The sequence below is a fragment of the Paenibacillus sp. B1-35 genome, assembly GCF_050474385.1.
Lineage (GTDB): Bacteria > Bacillota > Bacilli > Paenibacillales > Paenibacillaceae > Paenibacillus_B > Paenibacillus_B alvei.
Map to the genome: position 1 here is coordinate 566,473 of NZ_JBCHVJ010000001.1, position 23,034 is coordinate 589,506.

A 23,034-nucleotide genomic window follows, 5' to 3' on the forward strand; every position below is an offset into this window, starting at 1 on the left:
TGATGGAACGTGAAAATGAATTTGGAGGCGGAAGCGGCCATCCACAAATACGAATTGTCTCATGCGCAAAAGCGGTTCTGGTTTACGGAACAGCTTGAGTTTGTGCAGGAGGCTTCCGTTCATGCCATGACTCATGTTTCAACCGCGTTTACACTCCAGGGTGCATTGAATGAAGCTCTATTCAAGCAAGCGGTTCAAGTTATAGTCGACCGGCACGATACGCTGCGCACCTGCTTTATGGAGGAGGACGGGAATCCGGTTCAACTTGTTCATGAGAAATTGCCATTCGAGGTTCAGCATGAAGATTTGAGCCGTTTGCCGGAGGAAACGCAATCCCAGGCATTGAATCAGCGAATTGATTCTGCGTTGAACCAGGCGTTCGATTTGAAGCAACCCCCTTTAGTAAGGGTATATCTGTATAGATTGGCCGAAAATGAACATTTATGCTTGATTGCGGCACATCATATTATTTCCGACGGATGGGCTGTGGATGTGTTCATGTCTGAGCTCATGGCCAACTATGCAGCTTTCTTGAATGGCCAGCCGTCGCCTCTGGAGCCTCTGGATGTGCAATATGCGGATTTTGCCCATTGGCACAATCACCGTCTTGCCGAAGGAGAGCTGGACGGCATGAAACGATTTTGGTCGGACAAGCTGGCGGGAGAACGAGCCGATCTGAACTTTCCGCTCGATTTCCCTCGTCCGGCCCTGCAATCCTTCAACGGAAGCACTGTCCCCGTCATTATTGATGGTGAATGGATGGAACGGCTCAAGCAGACATGCGAAAGTCTCGACGTCAGCCATTATATGTATTTGCTTGCCGTATTCAATGTGCTGCTCGCCAAGTATACGAGAAATGAAGACATTATTATCGGAACATCCCTGTCCGGTCGCGTTCATCCGGACGTCTTGCCCGTTATCGGCTGCTTCGTGAATACGCTGCCCGTGCGCAATCAGGTAGAGGGAGACGAGTTGTTTCAGGATTTTGTTCTGAGAATGAAGCAGACTGTGTCTGAGTTGCATGAAAATCAGGAATACCCGTTCGACAAAATTGTTGAGGATCTTGGGGTGGAACGAAGCCTTAGCCGCAACCCGATATTCGATGTGTTGTTCGAGGTTCACACCTTAAAAACGGATGCCGCAAGCAGCGTAGATTTAGGCAATGATATGACACTTGCTTACCATAAATCTTTAGACTACATCCGCTTTACCGGCTTCGATTTCGTATTCGAGCTGTACCAGAAAGACGGCTATATTGACGGTTATATCCAATACAACTCGGATTTGTTCCGCCCAGATACGATGCAAAGGCTCAGTCTTCATTTTATTCAGCTCTTGCAGCATGCACTAGAGACTCCTAACATCCGGATCGCCGATCTGGACATGCTCGTCGATGAGGAAAAAAAGCAGGTCATGGAAAAATTCAATCATTGGAAGCTGGACTTTCCGACCCACGAGCCGGTTCAAAGTTTATTCGAAAAGCAAGTAGAGGACACGCCGGATCAAATCGCGCTTTCATTTGAAGGCGTTGACGTCTCCTATCGGGAATTAAATGAACGCGCCAACAGGTTAGCGCATCTATTAAGAAAGCAGCGGGCGAACCGCAATCAATTCGTCGCCGTCATGAGCGAGCGCAACCTGGAATGGGTAGCGGCATTGATCGCAATATGGAAAAGCGGCGCCGCCTATGTGCCGGTCGACCCGAATTTGCCCGATGAACGGCTGTCTTATATTTTGGAGCATAGCGAAGCTGGTATTGTCATCACGCAGAGAGCGCTGCTTCAGCGCGCTAGGAGAATGTCCTCTCGCTCTGTGCGCACGATTGTCTGCCTGGATCAGCTCGATTCCTGCGATGATGCAGATTTCCAGATTCTTCATAAAGCAGATGCCGACCTTATGCCTTCCGACAATCCGCAGCATGTCAATGCAGCATCCGATATCGCATACATGATCTACACGTCAGGCTCGACTGGCAACCCCAAAGGCGCACTTGTTAGACATAATGGAATGATCAATCATTTATATGCGAAGATCACGACGCTTGGCGTTACGCATGAGGATGTCATCATTCAAAATGCATCCGTGAGCTTCGATGTATCTATCTGGCAAGCCATGACGGCGCTTATGGCAGGGGCCCAAACCTCACTCGTTTCCTTTGAGACATCCAGAGATCAAACGCTGTTGTTAGCGCATTTGAAAAAAAGCGGCGCTACGATTATAGAAACGGTTCCGTCCATGTTATTTGCGTTTATTGACACGGTTGGGCTCGTGTCCAAGGAAGAACGTCAATTGCCGAATTTGCGTTGGATGATTGCAAATGGCGAAGAATTGCCCGTTAAGCTCGTAAATTCTTGGTTTTCTCATTTTCCGGAAATCAAGCTCATTAATGCATACGGACCGACTGAGTGCTCGGACGACGTGACTCAAAAAGTGCTGGAGGGACCTATAACCGAACATCAGATTCGTATTCCGATCGGTCGACCTCTTCCTAATATGCAGTTGTACGTTATGGATAAGTACCATAAGCTTGCTCCCGTGGGCATGAAGGGCGAAATTTGGATCGGCGGGATTGGCGTCGGCGGCGGATATTGGAAGAACGACGAACTGACGGGAGAAAAATTCATCCCTGATCCGTTCAGCGACGATCCGGAGGCCCGCATTTACCGCACGGGGGATCTGGGCCGTTGGCTGCCGGAGGGCGAGCTCGAATTTTTCAGCAGAATAGACTTTCAAGTTAAAATCCGCGGGTTCCGAATCGAATTGGGCGAAATCGAGGGCTGCATCGGCAAGCATCCGGAAGTAGACGAGGTAGCGGTGATCGTCATCCCAGAATCCGACGGGGGCCAAGCGCTGGCTGCCTTTTATACAAGCCGAAATGGTCTGGAGCCGGACTCGCTCAGGAACCACCTACACCAGCAGCTTCCTTACTATATGGTACCGGCCCATCTTACTTGCATTCCGGGCATGCCGCTGCTTGCCAGCGAGAAGATCGACAGGCATGCACTAAGGAAACTGCGGGATACGCTAAAAGAAAACGAGCCCGTATTTGCTTCCAAGCCGCAGACTATGATGGAATCCGCCTTGATCGACATTTGGAAAGAGTCGCTTGAAGCAACCCAAATCGCGCCTGACGATAATTTTTTCCTCGTTGGCGGACATTCTATCAGCGCAGTCAAGGTGGTCAACCGGATTCGTGATCGGCTACGCATCCAAATTGCGCTGCAACAAATCTTTTTGACGCCTGTTCTCAAGGATCTGGCGGCTTTGTTGGATGAGCAGGTAGCGCGACAAGGGAAGTCGAACATCAGCGAATTGTCTCCAATTTTGAAAAGGCCGCCTCAGCATGCCTACGAACTTGCGCCGGTTCAATTGCCCGAATGGTACTTTCACGTTTTGGAACCAGACAATCCTTATTACAATGTCAGCTTTGACATTATGTTCGAGGGCCACTTGCAGCTAGATGCATTTGAGCGGGCATGGAGAATGCTTATTGAGCGTCATTCCGTATTGCGGGCATATTTCAGGATTGATGAAAATTCCGGAATTCCGTTTCAATATATTACACCGGTGGCGGATTTTCCTTTTCACTTATTGTGCGAGAATTATACGCACATTCCCGAACACCATGTGGAGGCGACCGTTAGGCGGCTTTCCCAAGAACATGCAAATCAAGTATTTTCATTCGAAACGGGGCCTCTTTTCAGCATTCGACTCGTCGAATTCAAAGGGAATCGTTACTTTTTCTTGTTTGCCACACATCACATCATTTGGGACGAGACTTCGTCCATTCAGCTTTTTAAAGAATTGAATGAACTGTATAATGCCGAAATGATGGGCCGATCGCCGAAACTGGCGGATTTGGAAGTAGAGTACACCGACTATATGCAATGGATCAACGAGGCTGTGCGAACCGGCAAGCTGGAAGAGCACCGGCAATATTGGCTGAAGGAGCTTGCCGATCCTCCTAACGGACTGCAACTGCCAACCGATTTCCCGCGCCCGCCGCAGATGACGTTCCGGGGCGGCACTATTTTGGGACGGTTCGATTCCGAATTGGAAAGCCGGGTTTATCGGTATTGCCAGGAACAAGGCCTTACCTTGAACATGTTCTTGTTAACGGTGTTAAATTTACAGTTGTACAGGCTAAGCAACCAAAAGGACTTTATTGTAGGCTCGCCGATTGCCAATCGTGACGACGTCCGGATCGAGCATGTGCTCGGCCTATTTGCCAAAGCGATGCTGCTCCGTTGCCGCATCAGAGAGGGAATGAGCTTCGAGCAGCTTGCCGCGCAGGTGAAGAAAACGTCGATCGAAGCCTATGACAACCATTTATATCCAAGCAATTTTATCATTGAGGAACTGCGTCCGGATACGGATTTGTCGCGCACCAAGATGTTTTCCATCATGTACGGTTTGCAAAACAATAAAAGAGAGATGTTGAGTCAACTGAGTTTTGAAGGCTTGTCTTATAAGGTGCAGCCATTTGATTTCGAAGAGATTAGCGCACGCTTCGATCTTACTTATGTTTTCGACGAACTGGAATCCGGTATTGAAATCAATCTGAATTATAATACGGATCTCTTCAAGAGAACGACTGCCCAGCGTTTGGTCGAGCAGTTCTTCTTGCTGACGGAGCAAGTGCTAAGCGAACCATCGAAGCCGCTGGAGACATTTGAGCTTGTGACTGCAAAGGACAAAATCACGCTGCTTGAGGAATGGAATCGGACAGACCACCCTTATAACGATGCAACCTGTGTTCACCGTTTGTTTGAAGCGCAGGCTCGCCGAACGCCCAATCATGCGGCTGTGACATTTGCAGACCGGACGCTTAGCTACCAAGAATTGAATTCCAGATCAAACCAATTGGCGCGCGCGTTAATTAGAAAAGGAGTGCGGCCAGAAAATAAGGTGGGGATATTGCTCGATCCGTCTGAGGACATGATTATCGCGCTCCTTGCGGTTTTAAAGTCGGGAGGAGCTTATATTCCGCTGGATCCCGATCTTCCCGATTCGCGTCGGCAATGGATTGCCGACCGGACAGGGATGTCCATCATCATTTCGGAAGGGCGGCTTGCACAAGATAAACAGCTTCCTTTCCAACAATGGATGCTCCTAGATGAAGAGGCTTCCGAGTTGGAAAAGGAATCTCCTGCTGACCTGCAACTGTCTCTTGATTCTAGAAATTTGGCCTATGTAATGTTTACATCAGGCTCGACCGGATTGCCGAAAGGCATTGAAATTGAACATCGCGGCCTCGTCAATTTGCTTGAGTGGACGCAGCGAACCTACCCGTTGACAGACCGCGATTCAACACTGCTGATAACGACCTATACGTTTGACTCTTCCATACCGGAGATTTTTTGGCCGCTTGCTTATGGAGCACGGATTGTAGTTGCCGGCAAGGAGGAACGCAAAAATCCGGTACAAATCGGTCAATTGGCTGCCCGGCACAGGGTTTCTGTACTGCAGATGGTTCCGATTATGCTGGAAGCTTTCGTAGACGCCCGCAAGCGTGGCGATTTTTCGGAACTTCCAAGCCTGCGCCACGTCGTGTGCGGAGGAGCAGCGCTTATAAAGGAGATCCGGGACAAGTTTTTCGAATGTTTTGCAAGCAGCCTGAGCAATCATTACGGTCCTACCGAAACGAGTGTGGATTCCGTCACCTATATTTGCGCGCGGGGGGCAGAGGGGAATCAAGTTCCGATCGGCCGCCCGATCAGTAATCACCGCGTCTACTTATTGGATGAGCATCATCAATTGGTGCCAATCGGGGTGCCTGGAGAGCTGTATATTGCTTCTCCTGCGCTCGCCAGAGGCTATCTTGCCGATTACGAGGAAACGTCCAAACGTTTTATTCCCAATCCGTTCTCCCGTGATCCCGAATCACGGTTGTATCGTACGGGGGATTTGGCCAAATATACAGAAGACGGAAATTTGTTGTATATCGGTCGGGTCGATTACCAAGTCAAGGTTCGCGGGAACCGCGTGGAGGTTGAAGAGGTTGAAAGTCGTTTGGCGGCTCACGAGAGTGTGGGCAAATGCGCCGTCCTTCATGTGCAAAACGAGAGGATGGATGGATTGGTCGCATATGTCGAGCTAAGTGATGCCCTGCAGCCATTCATCGTAAATAATGAACGTCTGAAATTGCACACCCTTGCACAGATCCCTTCTCTGAAGCCAAAAATGGATGCCGTTCATTTAGCGGCATGGCCCGAATTTTTTGAAGGAGATCAGGTATTCCAAGCCCTGTGGCCCGAAGTATTCGTTAAATTTCCGGAATACCAATTCGCCCTGACAGATTCCAAAGGTGAGGTAGCAGCAGTCGGCAACACCATTCCGATCTGCTGGGACAAGACCGACAGCGGGCTTCCCCAAGGGTGGGATTCAGGGCTTATCCAAGCTTTCGAAGATAGTGCAGCCAAGAAAGAGCCTAATACGCTGCTCATTCTTGCCGGAGTCGTAAATGAGAGGTACCAGGGGCGCGGATTGGCCTCCGTACTGCTTGGCGCTTTCAAGCATCTGGCACATGGACATAAGATGGAACGGGTTATCGTCCCGGTACGTCCGACAGGAAAATCAGATTTTCCGGAGCTAAGCTTTTCCGACTACTGCACGCTCAGACGGGAAGACGGGCACCTTCAGGACAATTGGCTGCGCACGCATGAACGGACTGGCGCACGCATGATTGGAATTGCAGTTCAATCTCAGTCTATCAGGGGCAGCATCTCGGATTGGGAAAAATGGACGGGCAGAACGTTCGAAAAGAGCGGACAATATCAGGTGAAAGGGACGCTTCAGCCCGTTCATATCGATCTTGAAAAGGGAATCGGAGAATATATCGAGCCGAGCGTGTGGATGGAGCACCCTTGCGACGCGGGTTCTGCGGCGGATAGCTGGGACTATTTAAGCGCAAATGCCTTGCGAACCCACTTAAAACACTCCCTGCCAGACTATATGGTGCCGGATCAAGTTATCTTCGTGCCGTTCATGCCAACTACGCCGAGCGGGAAGCTGGACAAGAAGGCACTGGCCGAATTGGACGTCAGTCCATTCACACAGCGTGAAATCATCCTCCCCGAGACGGATACAGAGCAAGTCATCTGCGGCATATGGAAAGAAATCCTCCAGCTTGAAAGAATCGGCGTAACAGATAATTTCTTCGACCTGGGCGGACATTCACTGCTGGCAACGCAAGTCATTACGCGAATTAGCAAAGTTTTCAGCGTTAAATTCACGCTTCGGGAGCTTTACGATGCAATGACGATTCGTGATTTGAGCCGAATCGTAGAAGCAAAGCGGAGTGATTCACCAAATTGAATCACCTGGACATAGTCATAAAAGCAGCAGATGAGCAATCATCTGCTGCTTTTGATCGAAACGATTTGAATTCAAGGGGGATATCGATGAGCAGTTCTTGGAAACGGCGGGGAAAGCAATTGATGACTGCCGTTATCATTTCATTCGTATCGTTGCTGCTTCTTATGCCCTCACACGCCGATCCCGCAGCTCAAGCAGGGGATGAGCATGCTCAAGAACAGCGGCTTGCAGCCATAAAGCAATATGTGCACGCTCAGATGCTTGCCAGCAAAATTCCCGGATTATCCCTGGCTATGGTTCATAAAGGGAAGATCGTTCTGGAAGAAGGCTTCGGATATGCGGATCTTGGGGCACAAAAGCCCGTCACGAGCAGGACGCTGTTCGAACTGGGATCGACAAGCAAGGCTTTTACAGGATTGGCCGTGCATCTATTGGAGGAAAAGGGGCTATTGAGGCAAAGCGATCCTGTCACTAGCTATATACCTTGGCTGCGGATGACCTATAACGGGAAACCGGCAATCATTACGCTGCATCAGCTTCTTCACCATACAAGCGGAATTCCGTTTGAATCCATCGGCCGTATCCCGGCAAGCGAAGCAGAAACTGCCATGGAACAGACTGTACGCGCACTCGTCGATCAACCACTGGCACGATTGCCCGGAAGCAGCTTCGAATATGCGACAATCAATTATGACGTGCTTGGATTTATCATCGAAAAAGCAAGTGGAATGCCCTATGAACAATTTATGAGACAGTCCGTATTTGAGCCTTTGGGCATGACCTCGACGGTGGCCGCCACAGTGCCCGTTTATACGCAGGATATGGCTGCGGGGCACAAGGTCTTTTTTGGCAGGCAGCGCAACTATCAGCCGCCAATATATCGCGGAAATACCCCAGCAGGCTATATCGTGAGCAGTGCCCGGGATATGGCGAGATGGATGCTATTTCAACTGCAGGATATAACATTAGGAGGCATCGGGCCTTCCTTGATAACAGCTTCACATGAACCGGATCGAACCGTGGCGCCGGATGGGGACGGCTCTTATTATGCAAGCGGCTGGAGCGTATATAGAGATAAACAAGAAATATCCCATGCCGGAAATAATCCTGCTTTTTCCTCATTTGTAGCGCTCTATCCCGCCGCACGGACGGGCATTGCCGTGCTTATGAATACGAACAGCGAACAAGGCGCACATATGGGGCGGGCAATCATGGATATCTGGTCAGGCAAGCATGCCGAGCTGGCAGATCGCAGCACCAATGGATTTCTTTTCGTCGATCAGGTAGCGATGTGGATTACGGGATTATGGGGGGGATTGTCACTTGTCCTGCTCTTTCTGACGGGCAAAGGGCTGATTGATATTCGAAATAGGCGAAGAAGACGAGTTCCATACAATCGGAAGCAAGGTTTCTTATTAGGTATGCACGGGTTATTTGTCGTCATCCTTGGTACAACCTACATCTTGCTGCTTCACCAATTAACCCGTGGATTGCCCTGGGAATTTGTTATCGTTTGGTCATCGGCTTCGCTGGCATGGGCCGCGTACGGCAGCATGGTGCCTGGGGTGTTGTATCTGCTGTACGCATTCTTGCTTGTCACTTTCAGAAGGGACAATTCTATCATCACGAAAACGATGCAGGATTAAGCAGGCTAGGGAAAGATTGGGGAAGGGAAGGCAAACCGGGTGCAAATTGGAGGTACGGCGCATGAAAGAAAAACCCGTACCTCCTACTGCTCGTCACGATCCATTAGGTGGAATCTACCTCTTTTGGCCGACTAACGTGAAGCTCATCGGGAGCTTCTGTTCTTTCTCTACATGAGCGTAAATATTAGAAATATCATGCTGATATTCCTTATATTCCGTAATATTGATGCCGCTTTGAATAATGGCGTTGAAAATGGATGCCAACGTATGACTAAAGCTGTAATTCGTTTTTGCCTCGTAGGTTGTCTTTCCAACATAGTCAATTCCGCTCGTGGAAACCCATGGATCGGTTTTAAAATAGGAAAAGGCAATTTTCAAAGGATCTTCAAATTCAGGCTCGTCTTCTAAGGGAAGCATGTTTAACAACGGGTGCATTTCATAAATGACGAGTTGACCGTCCTTCGCCAGCATATTGGCCGCGAGATTGAAAAATTTGCCCAGGTCAGGAAGCCAGGGGAGCGCGCCGATCGATATGTAGATCAGATCATATTTACCAGCATGCTCGGTCAGATCAACATCGTATACATCAGTGCGGACAAATGAGCATGGCAAGCCGGATATATCCGCCAGATCCTTTGCCTCCTGAATGGCGTGATCCGAAATATCGAAGCCAGTTCCGCTTTGCGCCCCAAGATTCACCAGTGACAACACTTCTCTGCCATTATTGCAGCAAAGCTGCGCCACATTTTTCTCTCGGAGACCCAGATCTTGAAGCAGTTCAGTAATTAGGGGGTCCAAAGTGGAATATCCTTCTTGCAAAAACGCTTCTTTCAAGTTCACGGGGTTATGTACCTGATGGATCGGATTCACTTCATTCCAAGCTTCACGGTTTGATTGGGTATACGTTTTGATATCCATAGAAAACAACTCCTAATTTTGGTATTTCAGAAATCCATCTTTATATTACCATAAATACTTGTTATTACCAACATAGATAGGCATTCCATTATTTTAATAGAGTATGTATTAACTAGAGAGAATATGGCATCTGAACACGAACTGCCGGGGGCCAATGAAGGTTGAAGTTTCGGGTATTTGGATTGATGGCTTCGGATTCATTTTATAATCACAGTAAAGTATCCTGTTCGGATCCGTTAAACGTAAGGGAACTTTGGTCGGTGCCTTTCTCAGGGTTAACTGACCAGAAACTCTTTTCATAAATATAATACGTATTTTAAAAAGCTATGTTTTGGATCTGACAGCACATGCAAAATGGGCGCATTTCAACTCTATTTCTAGCTGCTTGTACGCGTCACCTTTCATAATCTATTCTATTCATATGGTTATTTCTTACAGACGGAGCCTGCGTTTCAATATGATTGTCGGGGAAATGTATAGAAGATTAAAGAAAATACTATCATTGAATTTGAACATGATCCGCCACACAAAGTACCTCTATTCCAATCGAAAGAGGTACCTTTGTGTGGCGTAAATAATTTTCTGGTCGAGCAGAAGAAGAATCAGATTCGAAATGAATTAAGAATTGATAACCTGGATCCCTTTGATAATATTCCATACAAAGTAGTACACGCTAATCACACCGCATACACAAAACGCGATAATTGCACCGATTCCCCATGCGACACCGATGTCGCGAACGCTAACCCCAATTAAACCAAACAACATCACCGCAATAATGGCTGCGATACTAGGAATTAGATGAGTCCATAGAGCTCGTTTGGCATGGCTTCTTGTTTCCGAGTCACCTACAATCCAAGCAATAATGGGGAATAAGATTGGAGCAAATAGAACACTCCAGTAAGAAAATGCCGATATTAGTTTGTTTTCCTTCATTTATGTTCACCTCTAGTAGTCATTATTCTTGTCTTGTTCTTATACATAAATCATATAATAAGACCTTGGCCCTACCCATCGATCAAGCTTTCAATATCATTACGAATTTGTAAGCCTGGAGCAAGCTTCATCTTTATCAATTCGATCTTCTCGTTGTACATTTGATGACTGCTTACATGCATGATTCCTATAATTAGATCAAAATAATTCCTATTTTATCCACCAGATTGCAACGAAATAGCGAAGGTACAACTAGCGGTTGTGCGTTACCTTCGTTATCCGGTGAGAATGCAAATTGAAAGCGGTCATTGAACGGTGCTCGTTCCATGAGATTCCAGCAGCGCATCAATATGCGGACACAGATCGTATAAAGGGGAATGTCGTCATCAAGTACAAGGTTGTTCCATATAGTATGCACGAAGCCGAGCTCACCAGGAAAATGGCGAGTTCGGCTTCAGTGAAACGAATAGTAGGAGATTACATTTGTATGAATAGAGATTTGAGAATTATCATTATTGGTGCGGGAATCGTTGGCTCTGCAATCGCGTACTATTTATCCAAATAACATCCACAGGTCACGGTCATTGAAAGAAATCGATTTGCTGCTAGCGAAACAACCGACAAGTCAATCGCATGGATTCATTCAAGCATGCAGACATCCGCAATGTATCGACATTTATATGAGGATGCAATCGCAGAATATCACGCTCTGCAAGAAGAACTTCCTGACTTGAATATTGATTGGAGCGGTGCGCTGTCTTGGGGAGTTCCTATGAACATGGAAGGCTCGCGAGTACAACAACTGAATCGACAACAGATCATGAAGCTTGAACCGAATCTGAATGAGTATCCCGATGAAGCCAGCTTCGCTCAAGAAGAGGGGGGACTAGATCCCGTTGCCACAACAAACTTGTTGTTACAACAAGCCCAGGAAAATGGTGCAATTGTCCTTTACAATACCACGGTTACCAGCATTCAAGAACGAGATGCAAAGGTTGTAGGCGTACACACCTCAAATGGTTATTTGGAATCGGACATCCTTGTATTAGCCGCTGGTACAACAGCGCTTATCAGCCGATTCGCTGCTAAGGAAATTATCGACAATGTGCAATTGGAAAAATTACAAGCGTGTCGATTGGCTAGATTTAATAAAGAAGGCTGATCCTGTGCGATCAGCTACCTATGAAAATGGACAACTTGATCGCTCGTATCCTGTACTATTTGAGTATCTTGTCAATAATCCCGTATTCCAGTGCTTCCTCGGCAGACATGAAGTAGTCGCGATCCATGTCTTTTTCAATTCGTTCGACGGGCTGCCCAGTATGGTCAGCCATTAATTGCACAAGTCTCTCGCGCATTTTGAGAATGCGCTTGGCGCTGATGGCAATGTCGCTTGCCTGTCCTTGAGCGCCTCCATGGGGTTGGTGAATCATGATTTCGCTATTGGGTAGTGCAAAGCGCTTGCCCTTGGCTCCAGCTAGCAGCAGGATCGAGCCATAGGAGGCGGCTAATCCTGTACAAATGGTATGAACCTGCGGCTTAATGTACTGCATCGTATCATAGATGCCAAATCCTGCAGTGACCGAGCCTCCTGGACTATTGATGTACATATAAATGTCTTTGTCTGAATCCTCCGCTGCAAGAAGAAGGAGCTGTGCGACAATACTATTCGCAAGACTATCCGTAATTTCAGAACCGACAAATACAATGCGATCCTTCAATAATCGGGAATAGATGTCATAGGAGCGTTCCCCGCGGCTCGTTTGCTCAACAACATAAGGGATATAGTTTGACATGGTAATACCTCCTCTGTTTTTCCACCATGGAATATCAAGAAAACGAATGGATCGCAGCAGAAGATACGGTTCAGCGGACAAATGTTTTTTCACTGGGCAGCGTAACGCAATGCATGCTTCGTTCGTTTACTGATAAGATAAACCATAAGTGCCGCCATGAACGATTCATGTAAGGCATGAAGAAGAAGGCTGACGAAGTGGAAGCGAGAACGAATGAATGAAGGAGTTGACTGTGAAGGATGACCAATCCAGATCAAATCCAGAGCACCGAACAACCCAATCTGGAGCAGTTGAACAACGTACTGAACAGATATTGCCTCTCTCTCTCACATTCCAAATGGGATTCCGAGGATCTCGTACAGGATACGTGGGTTAAGATTCTAACCCGAAACAAGGAGATAGAGCACAACAATCCTGAAGCGCTGCTCCTGCGTACAGCCAGAAACGCTTGGATCGATCAAGTACGCCGAAGACATCGATTTGATCAAATTTTGATGAAGCAGCAACTTCAATCTCAAGAACACAATGACTCTATACAGAAGAATAGTACAATTGACATCGAAGCCGCCTTCCAATATATGATGACACACTTGTCTCCTCTGCAAAGAACCGTCCTCCTTATGCGCAGCGTACTCGGGTATTCTGTTGCTGATACTGCGAATAAGCTGAAGACAACAGAAGGGGCGGTGAAGGCTGCATATCATCGAGCACGAAAGATGCTGCACGATGTGAAGGAAGATGAATACATGGAAGAAGCGATCCTGCCAGATAATCCAGAAGCTCGAAGCCACATACGGGCACTTACTATTGCATTTGTCAATGGAGAAGTCAATGAGGTATTGAGACTTGTGCAGGGAGAACAGGATCTTGTTCCTGTATTGAATATGTACGCGATGTCGAATCAGATGCGCTATAAACAAAAGCAGCGGGCGTATAATCAGATGTTCCAACATTTCGAAGCCGTGCTAGCGGCATAAAGCCAAGATCATACAGGGATCAGCTTCTTTCATACCTTCTTCCAATTTGAATCCTCCTGTTACGACCAGTGGAGTAAAAATGATATTCCTTGCCTTATCAGCATAATCCAAGAAATAGGCTTAGTGCCCGATAGCAAGCCGTAGACAATCCCAACATTAGGAAGTAGACTGGCTGTATAGATATTTCGATCATGTCTAATTTTTAACGATGAGAGGAAATTGAAGATGACAGATGAACAATTACATCACATTTTACACCGTTTTCGCTTCCAAAAGCCTGAGATCACTTTCTTGAGGCATAATGAGAATCGGACATATAAAGTGAGCGAAGCTGACGGCAGTACTTATGTCCTGCGTGTTCATCAGCCGTTTAAAGCAAGTATGACAGGCTTGCAGCATACGTATGAAGGCCTGCTTGGTGAACTTCTCATGCTGGAAGCGTTGGCGAATGAGAGCAGCCTGCTGGTGCAGTCGCCGCTGCGCAATCAAGACGGGGAATTGATTACCGTCATCGAGCATGAAGGACAGCGATTGAACTGTTCGGTACTAACGTGGCTGGAAGGCAGGGATCTGCAGAAGGAGGACCTTCAGAATCCAGAATCGGTCAAGCAGCTCGGATCTCACATTGCTAAGCTCCACGAATTTTACCGCCGGTATCCGCTAGATCGTGTTAAGAATCGGCCTGAGCAAGGGATTGCATATAATGACGGTTTGATTCAAACCATACATAAAGGGTTGGAACTCGGTTTATTTGCGTCTTCTGATGTCGCGATCATCGAGAAGTGCATTCATCTCATCAACGATAAGCTTAAGCAAATCGGAACCGATACGGATAGATGGGGATTGATTCACGGTGATTTAGGATTTGGCAATATGATTATGTCTCCTGTAGGACGATTAAGCTTTATTGATTTCGGATTCTTCGGCCCAGGATACGATTTGACAGACATCGCCATGGGGGCGATGATGGTTCCTTCAGAACACCGTAAAATTTTCTTAGAGGGCTATTACGGAACTATGAACATAGCTGCGGAAGAGCTTGTTCTTATCGAAGGAATGATGTTGATTTCGATTATCGGATATTATGCGTTTCAAATGGGGAATGAGTCCGTACATAATTGGATGCGGGAGAAAATGCCTAAGCTTTGTGCGAATCATTGTTTGCCATTCCTAGCAGGCGAGCGAATATTTTATCAGGTATAGGTATAGGTATAGGTGAGACCTTTTTTAGGTGCACTCGATAAAAAGTAAATGAAAATAGATAGAATAGTAGAGAACCTCCATTTCAAACGAAATCGTTGAAATCGGGGGTTTTCTTATTTGATTTTTTCGGTCTGTCATTTTGGTGTCGTATTTAAGGGAGACCACGTAATTAGATTGAAATCAGCCTGTTAAAATGTGTTGGCAGGAAAGTGGCTTATGTATCTATTATGACTGTGCCGTCATAATAGATTTTTCCTTGTAACCTTTGTTTTATTTACCATGATCTAATGTTGGCAAATGAGAGACATAGAAAGCAGAAGATAAGGAAGGTGCAAAATTAGGTGGATATACATACAGATTATATTCGAAAGGCACAGGCAGGTGATAAGGAAGCCTTCATATATGTCATGCAGGAAATGGAGCTGCCCTTGTACCGAATGGCGCTCTTGATGTTGAAGCAGGAGGTAAACGCGAAAATAGGTAAACGTAAGTACATCACATGAAGTTGTTCCATTATGGAGCGAGAATTGGTAAAATAGAGAAAAAATATACAGGTAGAAGAAAGACGATATCACTTATAAGGAGGAGTTCCTATGCACGCGAAGAAAGTCCCTCGTTAAGCCCGCGGCCCTCCATTCATGAATCTGTATCCACTCATTCCAATCACACAAACCAAGGGAGAGATACACAGATGAACATGAATGGACCTGTAGAAATTTCAAGACATGAAAGACTGGCAACCTGTTATGAGCTCGCCAACCGCTTGCAGGAGGTATATACCAATCGAATTGTTGCAATCGGGGTGTATGGCTCCGTATCCCGAGGTACGGACGGGCCTTATTCGGACATTGAGATGTTCTGTGTGCTGAAGGACGCGGAAGAAGAGGTAGACTTCAGTTACGAATGGTCAGCAGGACCTTGGAAGGCCGAAGTGAATGTACGCAGTGTAAGCGTTGTTTTGAACGATGCTGCAACAGTGGAAGGGGAATGGGCTTTGACACACGGGCCGTTCTTCTCTCCGCTAAGTCTCTATGATCCAGACGGATTTTTTTCTAAGCTGAAGGAAGCGGCAGAATCGCCATCAAGTGTGGATTTCGCGAATGCGGTTAATGAAGTGCTTGTAGGGGAGATGTATGAGTTCATCGGAAAGCTCCGGAATGCGAGTCGGACCGGCACACAGACATATTTACCGTATTTGGCCATGCAATTCGCCAAATACGGCGCCATGTTGATCGGTCTTCACAATCGGAAGCTGTACTCAACAGGAGCCAGGGTGCTTCCGGAATCGTTGGAGCTCCCGCAACGTCCGAAGGGCTATGATATTGTCGCGAACATGGTCATGTCCGGACAGTTGTCTGAACCGGAACGTATCATTGCTGCGTGCGAACAATTATGGAACGGACTAGTCGCATGGGCTGCCGAACATGACTATAAGATTCACTCAGAACGCATTCCTTTTTAAAGAGATCCTTGGCTGCGTTCAAAAGACGATTGAAGAACGGGTTGTCAAATAAGCGCTTCGTTGAAAACAAGCTCTGCTCTTCGCAGAGCTTGTTTCTTATTACTGCTGGTAGTGAATCGGTGATTCGATCATAGAAAAAGGATCATTCATACTTGTTATTGAGATAAAACTTGTTTACGAAGTTGTATCCAACTGTTTGTTTTTCCCTGATTTGAAACTTGTCTCCCCATGTGAGATACTGTTCTCATCTGCATAAAAGGGGAGGTGAATACATTGCTGTTTGAATTCCAGGATCTGATGTCTTCTGATTTGATTCCGTATTTGATCTCGATCGGTCTTATATGTTCACTTACGTATGCTTACGCTGCACATCTGTATGTCGCGGTCGATCACTTCTTAGTGCCTGCATACAGGGGCCGAGTCGCAATTGTTCTTCCTCAGGAGCGGATCGTCGGTCGGACAGAAATTCATCACTGGTTAACCAGAAGTGTGAAGCGAAAAGAAGCGCCGGATGGAGATTCAGGTGACTGCCATTCCTTGATTGGAATCAGAACGTTATCCAATCAAGGAGGATTATTATGGAGCAGTTCAATGTATTCACCTACAAACGAAAATATATTCTAATCGGGGCACTGGTGATCCTCGTGTTGTTAAGCGGATGCGGGGTAAGCGGTTCTAATGCGGCGGTTGATGCTAATACGCCAGGCTTTTTTAACCATTACATCGTGTATCCGTTTGTGTATCTGATCCAACATTTCGCGGCATTTTTCAGTGGAAGCTACGGGCTCGCATTGATTTTGCTCACGCTGCTCGTACGATTATCGCTGATGCCGCTCATGATGAGACAGTATCGCAATCAACAGAAGATGAAACAGAAGATGGACGTATTGCAGCCTGAGTTGAAGCTTCTTCAAGACACATATAAGGATAAGAAGGATGCAGAATCAAAAGCAAAGATGCAGCAAGAAATGATGCAATTGTATCAGAAGCATCAGGTGAATCCGTTGGCAATCGGCTGCTTGCCGCTGCTTATCCAGCTGCCTATCTTATCAGGATTGTATTATGCCATTAAGTTCACACCGGAAGTAGCTGCACACTCGTTCTTATGGTTCCAGCTCGGACGACCGGACATTGTGCTCCCGCTGCTCGTCGGGATCATCTACTTCTTTCAATATAAAGTTACACAAATCGGCATGGATCCGATGCAGAGCAAGCAGTTTGCGTTTATGGGGTACGTGTCTCCAATCATGATGACCGTGTTTTCCCTGACTACTCCCGCAGTCATACCGATGTATTGGTGTGTAGGCGGCGTGTTCATTATTCTGCAGACACTGCTAGCGAAGAAGTTGTATCGTACGAAGGTAGAACCTGCCGCAACGGTTAGTAACAACTAATAAGCGTAACAACAAAGCAAACAAAGCTGTCCTGAATGAACTAGTGGGGCAGCTTTTTATATACTTGAAAATGGATAAGAAGATATTTAGACATTGGAGGGAATGGATGTGGAGTGCCTATCTAGCATATTTACACAGGAGCAAATCGATACGATTATAAAGCGATTTGGCAACACGTTTTATGAACAGATGCTGTGTCATATTGATGATTATGCCGAGAAGTGGTCGTTGTCCTCATTGCAGCTGATTCCATCCTTCTCTGCAAACATAGTGTTCACTTGCTATTCGGAACAGGATGGCCATACGGTACTAAAAATAGGACAGCCTTCAGAAACGATTTGGACGGAAGTTTCGACGCTGCGTCAATATGATGGGCAACGATTCTGTAAGGTGTATCGAGCAGATATCGATAACGGCGTTATCCTATTAGAACGTTTGCAGCCGGGTACTACCTTGCGGGACGAGGATTCGTTAAAGCGAAGATTAGATATATTTTGTTCCCTATATTCGAATTTACATATTGCGGCTGTTGAGGCAGAAAAATTCCCAACCTATGTCGGTTGGGTTGAGCGGATAACAGATTACATGAGTCAGCGTCACGATTGCCCTGAATTAACAAGACACATGCAATGTGCAAGAAAGATTTGCTTGTCCATTTCCTCGAACTATTCGCAAAATCTGCTGCTGCACGGTGATCTTCATCATGATAATATGCTGCTCGGCAGCAATGGGGAATACCTGATCATCGACCCAAAGGGTGTAATCGGCGATCCTGTATTCGATATTCCTCGATTTATATTAAATGAGTTTGATGAAAGCATTACGGAGGACTTATATGAGAAAATAGACGAAATTATAGGTATTCTCACCAAGAAGCTTTCGATTCCGAATGATGTCATAAGGAAATGTCTGTATGTAGAAACGGCAATGGGAATGTGTTGGTGTGTAGAAAGCGGCGCGACTCCAGAGGAATATGCGCATCTTCTGAAGACCGTTTCTTTTGCTGAAGCAATCATGAAAAAATAGAATCATGATAATAGCAGCCATCCTATCACAGGAAGGCTGCTCTATTTCACTCCATACTCAAAAACTCTCAATCTATTCTGATCGTATTCGATGCCTAGAGAGATAAATTTCATAGGCCTGCTCGACAAATTCTAACAGCTCCGGTTCCAGTGGATACAGTCCGATTTGAGCAGATTGTTCCGGGCATTTCCGGACTGACCACATTTTATCAAGAAATTCAGGTTCGCCTGAGAATGAATCATCGGCTTTTTCCAACATGCGCCTCAAGATACGCTGGGTTTGGGGATCATCCGGCCCAGCATCCATATTCTGCTTCAACTGTGCAATAAGTGCGATCCACTCCAATGAATCTGGATCATCGCTGGAAACGTTCGGCAAGCGCGATAAAAGCTTCTGCTCGTGTTCCTTGAACATAAGCTCCCGGTATTTCTTCCTTGTTTCCTTACTGTGGCCAGACAATTGAATCAACTTCTGCACGGCGTCACCTTTCGCCTTGCCTTCGAAGACCATGCTGTGCATTAATTCACGGAGATACTGCTCCATTTGCTTTAGTTTCTCTTGTTCTTCTAATATATACGTCAGTTGGTTGTTTAGGCTGGCGAACCAATCCCGATCCTGCATCGCTAATAATTCATCGATCTCCTGTAAACGAAAGCCCATCTGCTTCAAAAATTGGATATGCTTCAATTTCATTAAATCATCCTCAGAGTAGATTCGATGCCCGCCAGCCGTTTTGGCTGAAGGGTTCAGCAGCCCGATTTGATCGTAATAGCGCAGCGTGCGGACGGTTATGCCAGTTTGCTTGGTAACCTCTTGAATCGGAATCGTAGCGCAACACCTTCTTTGGAATATTCATGAACCTCCATTATACAAGATGACGCAACGTAACGTTCAACCGCTTTTTTCATCGGTAACTGAATTTTCTTTAAAAAACGGTTTTTAAAGACGAAAAACCATAATTTTTTTCATAGATTAGGCTTGAAAATGACGCAACGTCATCTTGTAGAATGAAAGCCGATAGGAAGGGAGGACACGTAATTACCAAAAACAGATAGCGAAAGGAAGGAGTAAAGTGAAGAAAGGCGATCTTATTATTTACGCTTGCACGATCATCGGAGCGGGAATTGGTCTATTGCTCGGAAATGCATTACCAGGTGTGGGAATTGGGGTAGGGGCAGGGTATCTATTCAAAACAATTTTCAAAAAAGAGGACTAGTTCTCGCGCTTAACCGTTTGAACAAGGAGGGGGATTATGACGATAGAATTGCTTCTTTCCGTTGGAGCGTTGTCACTGTTAGACACTCTCAGTCCCGCCACGCTGGGGGTTACGATTTATTTGCTTATTACAGTCAAGGAAGGACTTATCCCGCTTATTTTCTCTTACTTGATTACAGTAGCAGGATTTTATTTTGCAGTCGGCGTATCGCTGATGTTGGGCATTGATGCTGCCTTTGAAGCCGTATCCGGCATATTTCAGAACCGGACAATCAACTGGCTGATGACGATTATAGGGGCAGGATTGTTTATCGGCAGTTTTAAAATTCCTGAGAAGAAGACGACCGAACCATACCGGCCGAAATCCAAAAGCATCCATTCCATGATCGGACTAGGTTTTACAACATCATTAATTGAAGTAGCGACTGCACTTCCTTATTTTGCTGCGATTGGCCTTATGACCGCAGCTCATCTGCCAGCGAATCAATGGATTCCAGTCCTGGCAGCTTATAATTTCGTCATGATTGTTCCTCCGCTTGTACTGCTTGTACTGCATCTCTTATTCGGTCGTTGGATGCAGAAGCCATTGGAGAGAATTCGAGATAAGATTGCAAGCACGGGTTCGGCTCTTTCGTGGGTCATGTGTATTGCAGGACTTATTTTGGTACTTAACAGCATTGATAATTTATAGTGATTAGCTTTGAAACGTAATGTTGTTGACGGAGCTACCATTATGCGGTAGCTTTAAATGGAGTCCATTTGGCTCGATAGGCTTGAAACAAAGTAGGAGGGAAGATACGTGCAGTTTTTATTGTTCTATTAATACGGGCTTCTTCTTAACCAGATAGAAGCTCGTATCGATCCTATTCCTATGGCTATCGATACGAAATGAATATATTTCGGAGGTAGCATATAAGATGGAACACATTTGTTTTGAACTCGCAAACGTCGAAGTGACGTATTTAGATAAAGAGGTATTCAGGATAGACCGGTTAGCTGTACATCAGTTTGACCGTATTGGCATCGTTGGCAAGAACGGGGCAGGAAAGAGCACGCTTCTCAAGCTGCTTGCAGGTATTGTTCAACCCATGAGCGGAAACGTGAAACGGCATGTCGAGTTTGGCTTGTTTGAGCAAATGGAGGCGCCAGCAGATGCTGAAGCAGATCCAGCGTTACTAGGCAGATTGGCGGTTCCGAATTGTACTGAGGGGTTAAGCGGCGGGGAGCAGACAAGGCTGAAGCTGGCGCACTTGCTGACTCATTATTACGAAGCGTTGCTCATCGATGAGCCGACAACCCATTTGGATCAAGAAGGCATTGCATTCCTGCTCGATGAGCTGCGCTATTACTGCGGAGCGCTTGTCCTGATCAGTCATGACCGTGTCGTACTGGATGAGCTTGTTACTACGATTTGGGAAGTTCATGAAGGCAAGGTACGTGTGTACGCAGGGAACTACAGCGGTTACATCGAACAGAAGCGGTTGGAGCGCGAACAGCAGATGCAAGCTCATGAGCAGTTCATCAAGGAGAAGAACCGCCTAGAAAAAGCTGCACAAGAGAAAATGAAAAAGGCCGAAAAGATTGCGCAGGCAGGCAGCATGTCAAGGAAAGAGTCGAAGACACTGGCAAACCGCATGTTCGAAACAAAATCGAAAGGCACCAGCCAAAAAGCAGTCCATCGTGCCGCGCGCGCAATTGAACATCGCATGGAAAAGCTACAAAAAGTAGAAGCCGTGCAGGAAGACCGACAAATCGTGTTCCGCCAAGCGAAAGCATTGGAATTGCACAATAAATATCCCATTATGGCAGACAGACTAACACTCCAGATAGGCGATACTATTTTGCTAAAAGATGTAAACTTCCAGTTTCCGTTGGGAAAGAAAATAGCAATTACTGGAGCAAACGGCAGCGGAAAAAGCTCCTTATTGGAGCATATTGCAAATGCGGGGGCAGGCTTAACCATTTCTCCAAAAGCGAAAATGGGATGGTTCCGTCAAATGAGTTATCAATTTACAAGCAATGAGACCGTGCTGCAACTCGTCAAAAATGGCTCCGACTATGAGGAAGGATTTTTGCGAGGTGTGCTGCATGCTATGCAGTTCATCGGGACTGACATTCAGAAGAGTGTTCGATCCTTGAGCGGTGGGGAATCGATTCGTCTCCAGCTATGCCTGCTATTCCTAGGCGAGTATAACATTCTATTGTTGGATGAACCGACCAACTTTTTAGATATCTATGCTGTTGAAGCACTGGAACGGTTCATTTCCGGATATGAGGGGACGATCATCTTCGTTACGCACGACAAGAAGTTCGTGGAGCATGCAGCTGAAGTTCACTTCCATCTCTCGGATCACAAGTTGCATTTGATGTAAACGTAGTGAAGCATCTAAATAAGCCGCTAAGTTCGACTTGGCGGCTTATTGTTTTTTGTTCAGTTGTGTCCTCAGAAGCTCATCAGGACAATGCTTTTAAACCCGTAACCCCAATGATAATGGCGATGAGGCTCACGATCCGTGCAGGGCTTTTGCTTTCACCGAAGAAAATCATGTTGATAAGCACGGCTCCTGCTGTGCCGATCCCGACCCATACTGCATAGCTGATACTAACCTGAAGATACAGGAATGAAGTATAGAGGAGGGCGAATGAAGCACCGAATCCTCCTAAGAAGAATACTCCATTTTGCAGCGTTCTATGCTGGGAGTACTTCTTTAGTCCGACTACCCCGACCATCTCGCACATTGCTGCCAAGAATACAAACAGCCAACCCATCGTTACGCAACTCCTTTCTGTTGTTTATCCGAGCCAGCTTGATCCGCCAATTTAAGCCCAATTACGCCTGCAATCAGTACGATCATAAATACAATTTTGCCTGCGCTAAGACTCCCGCCAAAGAACAATACATCCATCAGTGCAGTACCGACTGTTCCAGCTCCTGCGAAGATCGCATAAACGGTACCGGTAGGAAGCTTCTCGCAAGCCTTTGCCAAGAAATGAAAATCTACTGTGATAATTCCGAGAATGATAGCCCAATGCCACCACGATGAAGCCACATTAAAACCGAAAACCCACAGCAGCTCGAACAGGCAAGTGAGTATGACATACATCCAAGAACGATTCATGTTTTACGCCCCTCCTAATATGAAT

The 23,034-nt window shown here is 46.4% G+C and carries 20 protein-coding genes; 14 read left to right on the forward strand and 6 right to left on the reverse strand.

Translation table 11 applies throughout. The features are described from left to right. The first annotated feature begins 15 nt into the window (after positions 1-15). Positions 16-7,317, forward strand: coding sequence for an amino acid adenylation domain-containing protein (locus ACQ5BJ_RS02510; RefSeq protein WP_430109412.1), 7,302 nt, complete (start codon positions 16-18; stop codon positions 7,315-7,317). 86 nt (positions 7,318-7,403) lie between these two features. Next, entirely contained in the window at positions 7,404-8,963 is a 1,560-nt protein-coding gene (locus ACQ5BJ_RS02515) for a serine hydrolase domain-containing protein (RefSeq protein WP_430108273.1), read from the forward strand. Between the two features lie 114 nt (positions 8,964-9,077). On the opposite strand, the gene ACQ5BJ_RS02520 is transcribed toward ACQ5BJ_RS02515, so the two are convergent. Beyond that, positions 9,078-9,881 carry a class I SAM-dependent methyltransferase gene (locus ACQ5BJ_RS02520; protein ID WP_268620251.1) on the reverse strand — a complete coding sequence of 268 codons (804 nt, stop codon included), beginning with the start codon at positions 9,879-9,881 and terminating at the stop codon, positions 9,078-9,080. Between the two features lie 618 nt (positions 9,882-10,499). After that, on the reverse strand, positions 10,500-10,817 hold the full coding sequence (locus ACQ5BJ_RS02525) for a DUF4870 domain-containing protein (RefSeq protein ID WP_005550880.1): 318 nt from the start codon (positions 10,815-10,817) through the stop codon (positions 10,500-10,502). A gap of 295 nt (positions 10,818-11,112) precedes the next feature. Here ACQ5BJ_RS02525 and ACQ5BJ_RS02530 point away from each other — a divergent pair, with 295 nt between their 5' ends. Both ACQ5BJ_RS02530 and ACQ5BJ_RS02535 read left to right on the forward strand, forming a co-directional pair. Continuing rightward, positions 11,113-11,382 (forward strand): hypothetical protein, encoded by a 270-nt coding sequence (locus tag ACQ5BJ_RS02530; protein ID WP_430108276.1) that lies wholly within the window; start codon positions 11,113-11,115, stop codon positions 11,380-11,382. Positions 11,383-11,400: 18 nt separating this feature from the next. Then, positions 11,401-11,979, forward strand: coding sequence for an NAD(P)/FAD-dependent oxidoreductase (locus tag ACQ5BJ_RS02535; RefSeq protein WP_430109414.1), 579 nt, complete (start codon positions 11,401-11,403; stop codon positions 11,977-11,979). Between the two features lie 55 nt (positions 11,980-12,034). Here the strand turns inward: ACQ5BJ_RS02535 and clpP are convergent, their stop codons facing one another. Beyond that, positions 12,035-12,613, reverse strand: a complete 579-nt coding sequence (gene clpP / locus ACQ5BJ_RS02540) for an ATP-dependent Clp endopeptidase proteolytic subunit ClpP (protein ID WP_005550878.1) — start codon at positions 12,611-12,613, stop codon at positions 12,035-12,037. 239 nt (positions 12,614-12,852) lie between these two features. Between clpP and ACQ5BJ_RS02545 the strand changes: the two genes are divergently transcribed. From ACQ5BJ_RS02545 to ACQ5BJ_RS02575, 7 genes are all read left to right on the forward strand, one after another. Beyond that, a complete protein-coding gene (locus ACQ5BJ_RS02545; protein ID WP_430108279.1) occupies positions 12,853-13,590 on the forward strand; it encodes an RNA polymerase sigma factor in 738 nt (245 codons plus the stop codon). A 225-nt stretch (positions 13,591-13,815) separates the two neighbouring features. Continuing rightward, positions 13,816-14,793, forward strand: a complete 978-nt coding sequence (locus tag ACQ5BJ_RS02550; protein WP_430108282.1) for a phosphotransferase enzyme family protein — start codon at positions 13,816-13,818, stop codon at positions 14,791-14,793. Positions 14,794-15,134: 341 nt separating this feature from the next. Further along, complete coding sequence (locus ACQ5BJ_RS02555; RefSeq protein WP_005550874.1) at positions 15,135-15,296, forward strand: hypothetical protein; 162 nt, start codon at positions 15,135-15,137, stop codon at positions 15,294-15,296. Positions 15,297-15,484: 188 nt separating this feature from the next. Further along, positions 15,485-16,255: an ANT(4')-I family aminoglycoside nucleotidyltransferase gene (locus ACQ5BJ_RS02560; RefSeq protein ID WP_430108285.1), complete on the forward strand. Its 771-nt coding sequence runs from the start codon at positions 15,485-15,487 to the stop codon at positions 16,253-16,255. A gap of 273 nt (positions 16,256-16,528) precedes the next feature. Continuing rightward, positions 16,529-16,879 (forward strand): hypothetical protein, encoded by a 351-nt coding sequence (locus ACQ5BJ_RS02565; RefSeq protein ID WP_430108287.1) that lies wholly within the window; start codon positions 16,529-16,531, stop codon positions 16,877-16,879. Continuing rightward, positions 16,834-17,649 carry a membrane protein insertase YidC gene (yidC, locus tag ACQ5BJ_RS02570; RefSeq protein WP_430108289.1) on the forward strand — a complete coding sequence of 272 codons (816 nt, stop codon included), beginning with the start codon at positions 16,834-16,836 and terminating at the stop codon, positions 17,647-17,649. Before ACQ5BJ_RS02565 ends, yidC begins: the two co-directional genes overlap by 46 nt. A 102-nt stretch (positions 17,650-17,751) precedes the next feature. Next, on the forward strand, positions 17,752-18,675 hold the full coding sequence (locus ACQ5BJ_RS02575) for an aminoglycoside phosphotransferase family protein (RefSeq protein WP_430108291.1): 924 nt from the start codon (positions 17,752-17,754) through the stop codon (positions 18,673-18,675). 72 nt (positions 18,676-18,747) lie between these two features. On the opposite strand, the gene ACQ5BJ_RS02580 is transcribed toward ACQ5BJ_RS02575, so the two are convergent. Then, positions 18,748-19,500 (reverse strand): MerR family transcriptional regulator, encoded by a 753-nt coding sequence (locus ACQ5BJ_RS02580; protein WP_040736834.1) that lies wholly within the window; start codon positions 19,498-19,500, stop codon positions 18,748-18,750. Positions 19,501-19,747: 247 nt separating this feature from the next. Between ACQ5BJ_RS02580 and ACQ5BJ_RS02585 the strand changes: the two genes are divergently transcribed. The 3 genes from ACQ5BJ_RS02585 to ACQ5BJ_RS02595 all read left to right on the forward strand — a co-directional run bounded on the left by ACQ5BJ_RS02585 (position 19,748) and on the right by ACQ5BJ_RS02595 (position 22,262). After that, on the forward strand, positions 19,748-19,891 hold the full coding sequence (locus ACQ5BJ_RS02585) for a hypothetical protein (RefSeq protein WP_005550863.1): 144 nt from the start codon (positions 19,748-19,750) through the stop codon (positions 19,889-19,891). 36 nt (positions 19,892-19,927) lie between these two features. Beyond that, the gene (locus ACQ5BJ_RS02590; RefSeq protein WP_005550861.1) at positions 19,928-20,581 is read left to right on the forward strand and encodes a GAP family protein; all 654 of its coding nucleotides are present in this window, start codon (positions 19,928-19,930) and stop codon (positions 20,579-20,581) included. Positions 20,582-20,807: 226 nt separating this feature from the next. Continuing rightward, positions 20,808-22,262 (forward strand): Msr family ABC-F type ribosomal protection protein, encoded by a 1,455-nt coding sequence (locus ACQ5BJ_RS02595; RefSeq protein ID WP_430108294.1) that lies wholly within the window; start codon positions 20,808-20,810, stop codon positions 22,260-22,262. An 82-nt stretch (positions 22,263-22,344) separates the two neighbouring features. Here ACQ5BJ_RS02595 and ACQ5BJ_RS02600 read toward each other — a convergent pair whose 3' ends face one another. Together ACQ5BJ_RS02600 and ACQ5BJ_RS02605 are read right to left on the reverse strand one after the other, a co-directional pair. Next, positions 22,345-22,659, reverse strand: coding sequence for a DMT family transporter (locus ACQ5BJ_RS02600; RefSeq protein WP_005550857.1), 315 nt, complete (start codon positions 22,657-22,659; stop codon positions 22,345-22,347). A gap of 2 nt (positions 22,660-22,661) precedes the next feature. Further along, positions 22,662-23,009 (reverse strand): DMT family transporter, encoded by a 348-nt coding sequence (locus ACQ5BJ_RS02605; RefSeq protein WP_005550856.1) that lies wholly within the window; start codon positions 23,007-23,009, stop codon positions 22,662-22,664. Positions 23,010-23,034 lie beyond the last annotated feature (25 nt).

Excerpts from the sequence above, each read along its gene's own strand:
- ACQ5BJ_RS02510 (WP_430109412.1), top strand. The coding sequence starts at position 16 with ATGAATTTGGAGGCGGAAGCGGCCATCCACAAATACGAATTGTCTCAT.
- ACQ5BJ_RS02515 (WP_430108273.1), top strand. The coding sequence starts at position 7,404 with ATGAGCAGTTCTTGGAAACGGCGGGGAAAGCAATTGATGACTGCCGTT.
- ACQ5BJ_RS02520 (WP_268620251.1), bottom strand. The coding sequence starts at position 9,881 with ATGGATATCAAAACGTATACCCAATCAAACCGTGAAGCTTGGAATGAA.
- ACQ5BJ_RS02525 (WP_005550880.1), bottom strand. The coding sequence starts at position 10,817 with ATGAAGGAAAACAAACTAATATCGGCATTTTCTTACTGGAGTGTTCTA.
- clpP (WP_005550878.1), bottom strand. The coding sequence starts at position 12,613 with ATGTCAAACTATATCCCTTATGTTGTTGAGCAAACGAGCCGCGGGGAA.
- ACQ5BJ_RS02545 (WP_430108279.1), top strand. The coding sequence starts at position 12,853 with ATGACCAATCCAGATCAAATCCAGAGCACCGAACAACCCAATCTGGAG.
- ACQ5BJ_RS02550 (WP_430108282.1), top strand. The coding sequence starts at position 13,816 with ATGACAGATGAACAATTACATCACATTTTACACCGTTTTCGCTTCCAA.
- ACQ5BJ_RS02560 (WP_430108285.1), top strand. The coding sequence starts at position 15,485 with ATGAACATGAATGGACCTGTAGAAATTTCAAGACATGAAAGACTGGCA.
- yidC (WP_430108289.1), top strand. The coding sequence starts at position 16,834 with ATGGAGCAGTTCAATGTATTCACCTACAAACGAAAATATATTCTAATC.
- ACQ5BJ_RS02575 (WP_430108291.1), top strand. The coding sequence starts at position 17,752 with ATGGATGTGGAGTGCCTATCTAGCATATTTACACAGGAGCAAATCGAT.
- ACQ5BJ_RS02590 (WP_005550861.1), top strand. The coding sequence starts at position 19,928 with ATGACGATAGAATTGCTTCTTTCCGTTGGAGCGTTGTCACTGTTAGAC.
- ACQ5BJ_RS02595 (WP_430108294.1), top strand. The coding sequence starts at position 20,808 with ATGGAACACATTTGTTTTGAACTCGCAAACGTCGAAGTGACGTATTTA.
- ACQ5BJ_RS02600 (WP_005550857.1), bottom strand. The coding sequence starts at position 22,659 with ATGGGTTGGCTGTTTGTATTCTTGGCAGCAATGTGCGAGATGGTCGGG.
- ACQ5BJ_RS02605 (WP_005550856.1), bottom strand. The coding sequence starts at position 23,009 with ATGAATCGTTCTTGGATGTATGTCATACTCACTTGCCTGTTCGAGCTG.